This window comes from Meiothermus hypogaeus (assembly GCF_003574035.1).
Taxonomy (GTDB): Bacteria; Deinococcota; Deinococci; order Deinococcales; family Thermaceae; genus Meiothermus; species Meiothermus hypogaeus.
Genome location: NZ_QWKY01000082.1, coordinates 1 through 12946, shown reverse-complemented (window position 1 = coordinate 12946; position 12946 = coordinate 1). Strand labels below are relative to the sequence as shown.

General features: G+C 52.5%; 11 protein-coding genes. 2 read left to right on the top strand and 9 right to left on the bottom strand.

Features of this window, described 5'->3' with window-relative positions; translation table 11 throughout:
- Positions 1-398 precede the first annotated feature (398 nt).
- Positions 399-794 carry a HesB/IscA family protein gene (locus Mhypo_RS15025; protein ID WP_119342095.1) on the bottom strand — a complete coding sequence of 132 codons (396 nt, stop codon included), beginning with the start codon at positions 792-794 and terminating at the stop codon, positions 399-401.
- 144 nt (positions 795-938) lie between these two features.
- Here Mhypo_RS15025 and Mhypo_RS15020 point away from each other — a divergent pair, with 144 nt between their 5' ends.
- Entirely contained in the window at positions 939-2078 is a 1140-nt protein-coding gene (locus Mhypo_RS15020; protein WP_119342094.1) for a M24 family metallopeptidase, read from the top strand.
- Between the two features lie 110 nt (positions 2079-2188).
- Complete coding sequence (locus Mhypo_RS15015) at positions 2189-3130, top strand: ribose-phosphate diphosphokinase (RefSeq protein ID WP_119342093.1); 942 nt, start codon at positions 2189-2191, stop codon at positions 3128-3130.
- Positions 3131-3180: 50 nt separating this feature from the next.
- On the opposite strand, the gene Mhypo_RS15010 is transcribed toward Mhypo_RS15015, so the two are convergent.
- From Mhypo_RS15010 to Mhypo_RS14975, 8 genes are read right to left on the bottom strand one after another with little or no spacing between them, the layout of a single operon-like run.
- Positions 3181-4101, bottom strand: a complete 921-nt coding sequence (locus Mhypo_RS15010) for a Wzz/FepE/Etk N-terminal domain-containing protein (protein ID WP_119342092.1) — start codon at positions 4099-4101, stop codon at positions 3181-3183.
- Between the two features lie 2 nt (positions 4102-4103).
- Positions 4104-5759, bottom strand: coding sequence for an O-antigen ligase family protein (locus Mhypo_RS15005; RefSeq protein ID WP_119342091.1), 1656 nt, complete (start codon positions 5757-5759; stop codon positions 4104-4106).
- A gap of 16 nt (positions 5760-5775) precedes the next feature.
- On the bottom strand, positions 5776-7029 hold the full coding sequence (locus Mhypo_RS15000) for an exopolysaccharide biosynthesis polyprenyl glycosylphosphotransferase (RefSeq protein ID WP_240637278.1): 1254 nt from the start codon (positions 7027-7029) through the stop codon (positions 5776-5778).
- Between the two features lie 19 nt (positions 7030-7048).
- On the bottom strand, positions 7049-8152 hold the full coding sequence (locus Mhypo_RS18805; RefSeq protein ID WP_119342096.1) for a glycosyltransferase: 1104 nt from the start codon (positions 8150-8152) through the stop codon (positions 7049-7051).
- A 26-nt stretch (positions 8153-8178) separates the two neighbouring features.
- A complete protein-coding gene (locus tag Mhypo_RS14990; RefSeq protein WP_119342089.1) occupies positions 8179-9312 on the bottom strand; it encodes a glycosyltransferase in 1134 nt (377 codons plus the stop codon).
- On the bottom strand, positions 9309-10229 hold the full coding sequence (locus Mhypo_RS14985) for a glycosyltransferase family 2 protein (protein ID WP_170148321.1): 921 nt from the start codon (positions 10227-10229) through the stop codon (positions 9309-9311). Before Mhypo_RS14985 ends, Mhypo_RS14990 begins: the two co-directional genes overlap by 4 nt.
- Positions 10186-11460: an O-antigen ligase family protein gene (locus Mhypo_RS14980; protein ID WP_119342087.1), complete on the bottom strand. Its 1275-nt coding sequence runs from the start codon at positions 11458-11460 to the stop codon at positions 10186-10188. The genes Mhypo_RS14985 and Mhypo_RS14980 overlap by 44 nt, the downstream gene beginning before the upstream one ends.
- Positions 11457-12719 carry an oligosaccharide flippase family protein gene (locus tag Mhypo_RS14975; protein WP_119342086.1) on the bottom strand — a complete coding sequence of 421 codons (1263 nt, stop codon included), beginning with the start codon at positions 12717-12719 and terminating at the stop codon, positions 11457-11459. Before Mhypo_RS14975 ends, Mhypo_RS14980 begins: the two co-directional genes overlap by 4 nt.
- Positions 12720-12946: the final 227 nt, after the last annotated feature.

Sequence of the window (12946 nt, the reverse complement as noted above, 5' to 3'; positions counted from 1 at the left end):
TCGCAGGCTGGCGCGAGACTATGAGCGGCTGGCTGAGACCTTGCGAGGTTGGCACTGGTTGGCTTTTTCGATTCTGATGACAGCGAAAACTGTGGAGCTTTTACGAACAGCTAGTTAGCAGGCTCTAGCCTCCTTTAGGGATTCTGTATCTCTACAGAATCGTTTAACTATGGCATTTTGCCGTACCCATTATAGCCATCCAGCCATGCCCGTCAAATCCGACAAGGATGAGTGTTTGTGTTGCAGGCTTGAGGCTTTTTTATATCTAGGACGCAAATTCGGTCATATATACGAAATCCATCCACCGTTTGGTGGATGGATGGGCTCACCACAACGCCTATTTGTATTCAAACGCTACACCAGCATTTTGCGCGGATACAGCCGCGGGAAGATGCAATCTAATGGCTGCTGCAACAGCCACCGCTTCCCTCACCATCGGGGGCTTTGGCGCCGTCGGTGCGGAAGGAATGGCCACAACCACAAGAAGATGTGGCCTGCGGGTTATTAACGCTAAATCCACCGCCCATCAGATTTTCTACCCAGTCCACCTCGGAGCCCGCCAGCAGGGGCAGGGACATGCGATCTACTACCAGCCGCACCCCGTACATCTCTACAGAAGTATCCCCCTCGAGCTCCCGTTCGTCCACGGCCATGCCGTACTGGTAGCCGCTGCAACCGCCCGACTTGATAAACACCCGGATGGCCGCATGGGGTTTGTTGTACCGATTGAGAATCTCCTTGGCACGCTCGGCAGCCAGGGGTGTAATAGAAAGCACGGTTTGCTCCTGAACCACAACAGACCTCCTTTTACAAGGTTAGCACGGCAGCCAGGCGAAAACGTAAGCAGGTGCACTCCAGGGTAGTTTACCGTTCAGGGTCGAAGGTACAGAGCCCCTCGAGTTCCTTAGCAAGTTACCAGTTCACCGTAGTATGTACCCATGGACATTGCCAAAGCCCAGCAAGCCTTGCAAGAAGCCCGTATCCCCGGTTGGCTGCTCTACAGTTTTCAAGGGAGCAATGTACTGGCCCTGGAAGCCCTGGGGTTGCGGAGCCGGATGCTCAGCCGTCGCTTTGCGTATTTGATCCCTGCTCAGGGGGAACCCGTTTTGATCGTGCATGCCATCGAGAAGACCAGTTTTCCCGACCTGCCCGGACAGTGGGTGGTGTTCTCGAGCTGGGAGCAATTCTCCCGGGCGCTACAAACCCACGTTGCCCCACTGGGGCGTATCGCCATGGAATATTACCCCGGCGGCGGCATCCCCTACCTTTCGCGCATAGATGCCGGAACCCTGGAATTGCTGCGGGGAATGGGCCTCGAGGTGGTCTCTTCGGCAGAAATCCTCTTGCAGTTCCAGACCTGGACGCCCGCCAACCTGGCCGCTCACAAACGGGCTGCCGCAGGCATCAGCGCAGCCTTGGAACACGCCTTGGGCTTTGTGCGGGCCCGGCTCGACCAGCCGCCCTCTGAACTCGAGGTACAGGCCGAAATTAGCAAGGTGTTCGAGGCAAAAGGGCTGGTCTTTGACCACCCCCCCATGGTGGCCTACGGCCCCAACGCTGCCAAACCCCACCACACTGTGGGGGAAAGCCGATTGGAGCGGGGACAGGTCATGCTGGTTGACCTGTGGTGCAAGGAGCCGGAGGGCCCCTATGCCGATGTGACCTGGATGGCCGGCTGGGAGGTATCGGACGAAATACAAAAAGCCTGGACGGTAGTACGAGAGGCGCGGAACGCCGCCCTGGCGTTCTGCCAGCAGGCCTATGCCGCCCACCGGCTGCCCAGGGGCTTTGAGCTCGACCGCGCCGCCCGGCAGGTCATCGAGCAGGCTGGTCTGGGGGCCTACATCCTGCACCGCACCGGCCACCATCTGGGCTTCAGCGCCACCCACGGCAACGGCACACACCTCGATGACCTCGAGACCCACGATACCCGCCCCCTAATTCCCGGCCTGGCCTTCACCATCGAGCCGGGAGTCTATCCGGGTCCTTTTGGCATCCGCAGCGAAATTAACGTTTACCTGCACCCCACCGGCCCCGAAGTTACCACCAAGGTTCAGGAAGCCATTGAACCGCTGTAGGGTATACCGGTACAGGGTTTAGAAAGATGGTTATAGCGTTCTGGACAGGACAAAACGTTTCAGTTGATCTATAGCTTGTAGCCCTGGGCGTTGTATGCTTTCAGGCGGTTATGGAACGACCTCTAATGGTTTTTAGCGGGCAGTCCAACCTGCCCTTGGCCCAGGAAATAGCCGATAACCTGGGGGTTCCCCTGGGCAAAAGCACCACCGAGCGCTTCGCCAACGACTGTCTTTTTGTGCGTTACGAGCAAAGCCTGCGCGAGGGCGATATTTTCATCATTCAGTCGCTCACCCCACCGGTGCAAGACCACCTGGTGGAACTTCTAATGATGATTGATGCGGCCAAAAGCAGCAGTGCGGCGCGGGTTACGGCGGTAATTCCCTACTACGCTTACGCCCGCAGCGACAAAAAAGATGCGCCCCGCATCTCTATTGCCGCTCGGCTGGTGGCCGACCTGATTCAGGCGGCGGGGGCCGACCGGGTACTGACCATGACCCTCCACTCGGCACAGGTACACGGCTTTTTCAAGGTTCCGGTAGATCACCTGTCGGCGGAGCCGGTGATTGCCAACTATTTCGCCACCCAGGTGGACAGGCTGGAAAACGCCGTGGTGGTTGCGCCCGATGCTGGCGACATCAAGCGGGCCAGCTCGTTGGCCCGCCGACTGGCCTTGCCCATTGCCTTCATTGACAAGCAGCGCCTCTCCGACACCGAGGTAACCTCGAGGGGGCTGGTAGGGGATGTGCGCGGCAAGACCGCCCTAATCGTAGACGACGAGGTCTCGACCGCAGGCACCCTGATACAGGCCGCCGAATCGCTCACACAGAATGGAGCCCAGGCGGTGTACGCAGCCTTTACCCACGGGGTGTATGTGGGCCCCGCCATTGATCGAATTGAAAAAGGCCCCATTGTGGAGGTGGCCGCCACCAATACCTGCACCTACAACGCCCGACCCAGCCCCAAAATTAAGCAATTGAGCGTGGGGCCGCTCTTCGCCGAGGCCATCTGGCGGATTCACCGAGGTGAGTCGGTCTCGAGCCTATTCACCTAAACTTCAAGTCGTTCAGGCTCGCATCTTCGATTTCGAGAAAACGAACCCCGCTATATCCCTTTGCTGGCCTCGCGGGGCTGGATGGCCTCGGCCACAAATGCCCAGATTACACCCAGGAGCAGGCCCAGAACCCCGGCCACTACGGTGAACAGCAAAGGCCTGGGGAAGCTGGGGCGAAGCGGTTCGGCGGGGGGCACCAGCACCTGTACCAGCAGGGCCTGGCTAACCAACTGACCGATAGCCTCGGGCTGCTTCAGGAAGTCCGATAGGGTGGTAATGCGGGCCTCGAGCTGCGCAATCTGCGAGCGCAGCCGCGACTCGTCCAGGCTCAGGCTGGTGTAGGCCGGGTTACTGGCACGGGCTGCCTGGGGGTCATTGCCCCGGGCCTCGAGGCCTGCAGCAATGGTGGCGTTGGAGGCAGCCCGATCGGGGGCAACTTTGAGCTGAGCCTGGATGCCCTTGAGCCCGTCCTGAGCAGCCCGTAGATCCAGCCGGGCTTGGGTCAGGGCCGCCCGCAGGTTGGCCTGGGCCCCTTCTAATAGGTTGCGCTCGAGGTAGGTCCGCGCTACCTGCAAAATCCGCTCAGCCCGTTCCCCGGCCTCGGCAGCCGTGCCACCCTGGGCGGTCAGGAATAGCAACCCCCGCTTTTCATCAAAACGGGCCTTGTAGTAGCGGGTTGGATCGTCTACCCCCAACTGGTTGGCCAGCAGCCTGGTCTGTTGCAAATCCACAAACCCCTGGGCCAGCCCCGCCAGCGAGGGCAGGTTGTTGAGCAAGCCCTGGCTGGACTGGTTGGAGAGCGAGAGGCTCACCACCACCTGGCTGGTGTAGGTTTTGGGCCAGAGCAGGCTTGCCGCAAAAACCAGGATGGCCGCACTCAAGGTAAGGCCGAGAATCAGGTTCTGGCGGCGCTTCAGCACTAAGTACAGGTCACGTAGCGATAGCTCATCGCTTTGGGTGTAGGGCTCCATATTCACCCGCGCATTGTATCAGGGAAAGATAGGGCCGGCTTAGAAGGTATTGCTAGAGCCCAAGCCACGGCGACCCAGAGGGGATAATACACCCCCGCGTAAAACCAGGTGTAATCAAACATATTCATAACCACAGCTACACCAATAACAACTAGTACCCTCCACTGGCGCAATTGCCATAATTTCCAGACCACAGCACCCCACAGCAACAGGAATCCCAGCAAGCCCAGCAACCCAGCTTCGGTTAGAACGTGTAGAAAAAGATTGTGGACATGGGCGGCTGCGGGTTCAAGCACATTGGGTGGTGCATGCTCGAGGTAGTAGGTTTGAAACTCCCCTATGCCTATTCCTGTTAATGGATGATCAAGAAAAGCCTGCCAGGCAACCGCCCAGATTTCCAGGCGGGATTGGTTGTTTGCATAGTCCAGATCGGTCACCGTGGCCAGGCGTTCCAAGCGGGAAGGCAGCCAAAAGTACAATGCCAAAGCCACACACATACCACTTAATATCAGGGAAACATGCCCCCATCTGGGGCTTAGACGAGAAAACCAAAGCGGTATTGCCCCCAATAACCCTAACCATGCCGCACGACTATCCGACAGTGCCACTATCCCCAAACCAAACACGAGTGCCAGTAATCCCAGTGAACTACTGCTAGCAAGACCGACGAGCAGCACATTCATCACCGCGCCAGCACCATAAAGATTAGGGTTTTCGGTGAACCCACTGATACGCTGTTCTACTGTCGGGTATACCTGAGCTAAGCCAGCGCCTAGATTAATCAAAAGCCCCACCATGATTCCTAAAGCCGGCAAAACATCACCGGAACGCTTCAATACAAAGCAGCCCCCAACCAAGACAAGCGCCCCGAGCAATGCCGTCCCCAACCACCACCCTGCACGCTGCCAATAGCTTTGCTTTGCCTTGCTAATGGTGTTAACCTTGCTAATGGTGTATGCCGAGGGTGTCGAACCAACCTCGAGCTGAGCATAGCCAATATCAATATAGGTCCAATTGCCGCGCAGATTAGATATATCGATCGCCCTCAGCGCCTGATCTCCACGTTGGGTTTTGTAGCTAGCATATGCCCGCTTAAGGTCATTGGGAAAAGCCTCTATTTTCGCAGGAACCCTAAACTGACCTCTTTTGGTAGAGAATATGAAATCAAAAGCAATTTCATCGCCATCGTGGCGAAAGTAAAAGCTCTGAGTATATGTCTCACCGTCTCTCAATAAGTAGGCCTGATCAGAAAGAATCTCTGTAAAATGCCTGCCCGTTACGGGATGCACTCGTGTAACTCGGTAGAATCCGTCAGACTGACTAATCGCTCGCGGCCCTCGCCCATCCTGATGATTCCAGCCGTGAAGATCATAGAGGCCGTACAGTGGAATTAGGTTGGTGGTTCGACGTTGTCCGTCTGTGTTTGCGTTTGATGGGAGTGAAGGGATCTCTAGTCTAGTATCACTCGTATCACTCGGACTCGGACTCAGTAATTGGGATCCGGCTCCGAGCAGCACAAAGAGGGTGAAGGGCAAGACAAACCACAACCGCTCTTTTCGAAAGATCAGAGCCAGAGCGCCCAAAAGTGCTATAACCACAGCAAACCAGACAGGTTGCACAGGCAGAAGAACGAAAGGAAGAGCCCACCAGTAACGCATAATTCAGAAACTCGCCTCAGCGGGCTCCGAACCCCGTGAATATCGTTTTAAGGGTCTTAAACACGATGAGCATATCTAGCCACAACGAAAGGTGCTTCATGTAGTACAGGTCATAGGTGAGCTTCTCGGTGGTTTCATCGGCGCCAGCCGCGTATCCATGGTGAACCTGCGCCCAACCTGTAAGACCGGGCTTTACCATGTGCCGATAGGGATATAAGGGTATTTGCTTGCTAAATTGCTCGGCGAATCCAGCCTGCTCGCGTCGTGGGCCAATAATGCTCATCTCCCCATGAAGCACGTTCCAGAATTGGGGTAGCTCATCCAGGCGAAACTTTCGTGAGATGCGACCCACGCGAGTAATGCGATCGTCGTTGCTTCGTGCGAAACGCGATCCTTCTTTCTCGGCATCCACCCCCATGGTGCGGAACTTGACCATCCTGAACGAGGTTCCCCCCTGGCCCACACGCTCCTGCCAAAACAGCACGGAACCTTTTGAGTCCAGACGAACCAGCAGTGCCACCAGCAGCATCAGAGGTAGGCCAAGGGGCAACGAAAGAAGCACGGCACAAATATCTGTCAAGCGTTTGATGTGCGGATAGAGCACAGGCAGGCGCCAGCCTTCCAGGAAAGCCTCGGAGTGGTGCTCGAGCGAAACCCGCCCCGTCAGCCCTTCGTACACCGCCGCCACATGCAACATGGGAATGCCTCGTAAAGACTGCTCCGCGACGAAGCGCCGCCATTGAGGGTCGCTGGTGTGGTAGGGATCCTTCATCACCGCCTCAACCTGCACAAAGCGAGGGGTGTCTAAGATCTGCCAGTCGATACTGCCCAAGCCCGGCAGAGCATCCGCCAAACCGCCTGGTATGAGGGCCAAGCGGTAACGATTAGGCTTCTGTAGCCTTAGCTGCAGGGCTTGCCAGAGAAGCGCCACCATGAAAGCCCCTAGCAAATAAGTGCGGGAAAAGTACCTTTTAGACAGCACCAAGACTGCTGAGGTCAACAGAAACCAAAACAGTATGGAGACGAAGGCTGTCGTCAAGAGGTCCGTCTTGGCGAAGCTCAGCCCACGGCGGGACGAGAGGGCCGATCCAATGTAACTGAACACGATCAGGCCCACCATGCCATACGAATCTGCGCCAATCACCCAGAACCGATCGCTATACCAGCCCAGCAATGAACCCGCGAGCAGGCACACCACGATTGCAACCCCGTGCCATAGCAAATCAGAAGCGGTGCATGAGCGGAAGGCTCTTGGGGCTGGAAACGGCATCAACACCTGCGTAACCTCCTCAGCTTACCTTCGTTTTGAGTACTTTCTCATATACTTCTAGGGTCTTCTCGAGCATCTGCTCGAGAGTAAAGTGTGCTTTATAGCGTGCACGCCCTGCCATCCCCATCTGCGATCGAAGCTGTGGGTCCTCAATCAACTGAGTAAGTCTGCTTCTTAAGGCTTGTACATCTCCTCTAGGAACTAGGAAACCCGTTTCGCCATCTATCACGGCTTCGGCGACCCCGCCAACATTGCTTGCGACCACAGGTAACCCAGCCCGCATTGCCTCGAGGATGCTCAACGGGAGGCCCTCATAGTTGGAGGCCAACACGAAAATGTGTGCTTGAGCCAAGCACTCGGCCACATCTTTGCGTGCCCCTAAAAAACGGACCCGGTCGTCTATACCCAGCCGAGCCGCCTGTTCTTCAGCAAACGATTGCATGGGCCCATCTCCAATTAACTCAACCTCCCAAGGCTGTTCCCGTAGACCCGCGAGAGCCTGAAGGAGCAAGCCATGATCCTTTGGCACGGCAAAGCGGGCCACCATAGACACCCGTGGTATATCCCCCCGCCCAGGGCTGGCTTGGTGAGAGAGGTCGGGAATACCGTTGTAGACGACCCGCATCTGCCGGGGCGAGGCAACACGATAGCGCAACGCAAGGTCGTGGTCATAGCGGGATACACAGATGATTTGGCCGCCAAGCCGTGCAACCAGGCCCTCGGAGAGCACGGCTATAGCTTTGCGCTGCCATGATACCCCGTCAGTAAAAGCCCATCCATGAGCGGTAAAGACTACAGGTGCCCCCTCTAATCTTGCCGCCAACCGACCTACCATCCCAGCCTTGGACGAGTGTAGATGGATCAGCTGTGGTCGCAATGATCGAATTAGCCGCTGCGCTTCTCCAATGGCCGCAAAATCCCTCTTAGGATCAAGGGGCTGCACCAGGCTGGGTAATACATGCACCCCCACACCAATACGCCGCGATTCATCTGTGAGGAACCCCTCCTCTCCTACGGCAACGTGCAACTCAAACCGGTTGCACAAGCTCCGAAGGAGTTCTAGGAGATGCATCTGAGCACCACCAGGCTCAGCACGGGTAATTATGTATAGCAATCTCTTCATTTTCTTAAACGGAAGCCACCGTATCATCAATAACGGTCTACTCTATCAGGCTTTTCAAGGAACGAGGTGTTTAGTTTCATCGTTTTCTTCCCGATTATTTGTAGGTACAGGTCTTTGTACTGCTCAACAGTTTGCTTAATGTCAAATTGCATTGCCCTTACCTGTCCACGCGCTGCGTATTGCCGACAAGCTTCCTGGCTAGTGAGAAGAGCAGTGATCTTTTCTGCCAACTCCCGCTCGTTTCCCGGTTCAAATAGCAGGCCTGCATCACCTACCACATCCTTCAATCCAGCCACCCGGCTAACCACAACTGGAACTCCAGCTGCCATAGCCTCTAAGGTGGCGATTCCGAAGCCTTCCCAGCGTGAGGGCTGAATGTAAACATCAGCGATCTTCAGTAGGTTGGGTACGTCTACTCGCCTACCCAAGAAATGTACTCTATGGGTAACTCCCAGCTGGCTCGCAAGTTCTTGTAGCTGACCCCGCATAGGACCATCGCCTATGAGTAACAGATGGGCAGTCTCAAGATAAGGTAGGGATTTTAGCAGGGTCACCTGATCTTTCTCTTGTTCGAGACGCCCCACTGAAACCAATAACGGCCGTTGCAAACTAGGTAGCGCCTTTATATCTACAGATTGGGCGTTAGCAAAGTAGGAGACCTCAATACCATTGAAGATGGTGCATATTCTCTTCGCAATCTCTGGTAACCAATTAGACAAAGCTACAGCAGTAGCCTTACTTATAGTTACCACAGCTCTATATCGCTTATACATCCAACGGTCCAGCATGCGAAAAAACACCGTACGTCTACGGTTATAAGTGCTATGTTCAGTAGTGATCATAGGAATGTGAGCAAAGCTAGCCGCACAGGCAGCCCAAAGTTGAGCAGGAAACAAGTGAACGTGAATCAAGTCGTATTTATGGCGGAACAAGTGTTTTACCAGCATCGGAATCTGGAGCGGTGAATATACCGAAGAGATGGGGGAAAAGTAGAGTCTAACTCCCGACCGCTTAACCTTCTCCTCAAGTAAACTTCCCGAAGCTTTTAGCGCGTATATCTCAACATCTATATTTTGCTGGCTAAGCCTAAGAGCAAGATCCGTGAGCAGAGTTTCAGCCCCAGCCAACTCTAGGGAGTTAATAACATGCAAAATCTTCACACCCCCCCCTTGCGCCTGTAAAGCACAAAAAGCTTATGAACGATCAGCTCAGGCATGTAGCTAAGTAGCCAAAGCAAGCCAGCATTGGTGGTTGGCCTGAACTGCCAAGCTTTTTTGAGGTACTTTCGCGCTTTAGTTTTTTCCCGAGCAAGCAAATAATATGTGGCAGCTCCTAGAAGCTTAACGTAGTAGAGCTTAGGATATTTGGACAAAAGCTCTACTCCAAACTCTTCGAGTGTGGTTTCTTGAAGTCGGGCATACTCAGCGGCACGGGATATTTGGTTTTGTGGTGAGGTTAAACGTATTGGAGCATCCTCATGAACTTTTGTTATGACGATATTCCAGGTGGGAATACCATACTGCTTGGCAATTTTCCACCACAGCATATGCTCACCACCTATCCGCACTCGGGGATAAGTAAAGCCACAAGAGATATAGTGCATACGATTTATGACTGGCACAAAATCGCCCAATACATCGCCTCGGAAGTAATCTTCTATAGTAAGAATTTTGAACTGATCCGGGATGCTACCGTTGCTATGCGCAAATTGAATGACAGGGAATATGCGGGAGGTTGTCAATAAGCCCTGCAAGCACATTGATTCCTCCACTTTAAGCAAGGCCTTGGGCAATAATTCATCGTCATCATCTAAAATGACAACCCACTGGTTTGACGCCTCTCGGATCCCACGATCGCGAGCGGGCCCAGGTCCCTGATTAGATTCTTGGCGAATGTATCGAATTTTAGGAAAATTCTCACGTATAATCTCAGCAGTATCATCACTGGAGGCATCATCCACTACGATAATCTCAAGGTTTGAGTACCCCTGGCTAAGTACTGACTTTATAGCTCGACTCACAAGGTGGGCTCGGTTATAAGTTGAGATTACGACTGAGAAGCTGACTTGGCTTTGCATTTCTAACCTCATCTTTGCTGAACACTTGAGCGAATAAAGCATACGGCAGTATAAAGCTGATCCACTCAGACCATTCTGTACTTATCGGGTGGAATAAACCACTAAACGCGTAAAAAAAGAGCATAAAAACTGCATTGTAATACAATCCCCGCTCTATAGGATCGACCCTCCAGTGCACACATCTAAAAAAGCTTGGAAGCCAAATCAACCACCCAAGTACAAGACCAACGTAGGCAATTAAACCCATGATCCCCAAGTCAGCCCATACCTGCAAATAAGCGTTATGAACCACCATAAGGCCTTCATTGGTATCAACTCGCGTATTGCCTATACCTATACCCCATAGCGGATTTTGCCGAATTTGTGCCTGGGCTGCTTGCAACATTTCATAGCGTGTATGATCAGCTTCTTCGTAATTTCCTATAAAAATGGCTTCAAAAGTCTGTACCACCCGTTGGGGCAGTATTTGTCTAACTAACTCCTGATTATTATAGAAGATGAAGCCAAGCAACCCTAGGATCGCTAATATAGTCATTATACTTATGACACCTGCTAGTAGACTTTGCCGTCGCTCCCAAAGAATGATGAATGCCAAAAAAACAAACGCTAAAAATAGCAGAAGAGCCCCTGTGCGGGAACTATCAAAATAAATAAGCACTAGGGCAGCCGCCAGTAATAGGGCAAAATATGCGCTTCGACACTTATGCAACAAAGCATACATAGCAAGAACAACAACCAGAATACCAACACGCCAAAGAGAGCCGGGATAGTTAAAGAAGGTACCCCACCTGTTATCCCCAGTCATAAGCTGAGCGAAGACTGGGCTAGCAGTAAGTCCAAGAATGAGCAAGATAAGATTAGAGAAAACAGCCACTGGTATGGTGGCAATACCAATCTTTACCAAACGGGAATTTCCCAATAAGAGTGGGAAAGCTCCCAGCAAAATGATGCTGAGTTTTGCTGACTGACCTAAACCGTAGGAAGGATTTTCAGACGTAAGGCTCACTAGTAAAATAGTCACCACTAGCAACACTGCCATGAACAAAGCAAAAAGTTTTAGTGGTGCGGCCAGTGAGTACTTAAGTCGCAAAAATAGCGGTAAGGCAAATATAAGGACGGATAGAGTGGCACCCCAGTGAATCTGAGGGTGGATGGAAACTTTAATATCGGCCGCTAGCAAGAGAAATACCCATATCCCTATTGCCCCGTAGGTGAGATTAGTGTATTTCAAGGCACCCTTCTCTCATACGCTCTCACTAGTCGGAGGTAGGAAACCAAACCGACTAGAATAAGTAGCTCCGTTATCACGACGACCCAAGACATCCCAACATGTTTATAGGTAGGAGCTAGGGAAATAGCCCCAACAAAGTTTACTGTTCCTCCTATTAACATGACTCTTCCCGCACCCACTTCCAACTTTGCAGGCAATAGCCGCAGCATCAGGATTGCTGTACTGACTAGATTAAAAGGAATTGCGATAGTGAGCGTCTGTAGTATAGCCACAGCTGGCTCATAACCGGGCCCTAAGACGAGATTGACTATTGTAGGGGCAATTATGAATATTGCCCCTGCTAGGACAAAGGCGGTTAGCGTAACACCCCATATCGCTAATTTATAGACCTTTCTCCCTTTTTGAGGGTCCAGATCGCCTAAGAGGCTAAGCCTCGGATATAAGGCTTGTAAAATCGGCGACATTAGGCTTAAAACCGCCTTATAAAGCTTTTCTGCTCCACCGTAGTACCCTACTGCTAAAGGGCCCGCTAAGAGACCTAAGATAAAAGCATTTGCAGAACCATAAAGGCTTTGCAGGCTCTTTAATAGAAAGAGATTCCATCCCTGATGGATCAACTCGAGAGAAGAGTTGTATGAGAGTTTAACCCAACCAACTTCGCGGTATATCCAAAACAACGGAAGAATCGTCGTAAATAACCCGGCGGTGGCTTGCAAGGCTAATGCCTTCCATCCATCCTCGGGTTCGCTCACGAGCACAAAAATACCTATCGTGGTGAGCACACGCAATGTAAATTCTAGCGATACAGGTTTCACAAGGCGCTCTATGCCCTGAAAATACCAAAGAGGGCTAAACCCAAAAGCAATTGCCTGAACTAGCGCCCAGAGTAAGTAGATAAGGTGTTCTCGAAAAGTTGGGACTAGAGCTACAAAAGGTGCCAATAGTACGAGCGAGAAAAGCAATAGAAGAACTTTGGCACCTAAAATACTCGAGGCTAGCCGACCCAGCCTTTCCTTATCGCCTCGAAACCTTGATGCCTCTCGTGTTCCCAACAAGTTGAATCCATATTCAAAAACGACAGAAAACCAAAGAGCAAATGCTTGATAAAATGCAAGTAACCCGAAAACGTGGGGCCCGAGAACGCGAGCCAAATAGGGTAGTGTAACTAGAGGTAATATAAAACCTGTGAACTGCAGGGCATAAAGTCCAGCAACATTAACAGAGACCGGATCTTTTAGTAAGCGACGTAAGCGTGTCAAGGTGAGTTACCTTCTTATCAACTCGCAGCGCTTTAGCTTTGTGTCCTCGAAAGAATCTTAAAGCAAGAAGCAAGCACCAAGCAAGTATATAACCCCAACAAGTCATATAAAAAATTCGGTTGAGCAAAGGAAGGGGCTTCTAAACTGGATTTGTGAATAACCCAGAGAAGCCCAAAGATAGTGTAGCTTGCCAGAACTGCGGAAGTGTGAAAGTCGAATGTGGCGGC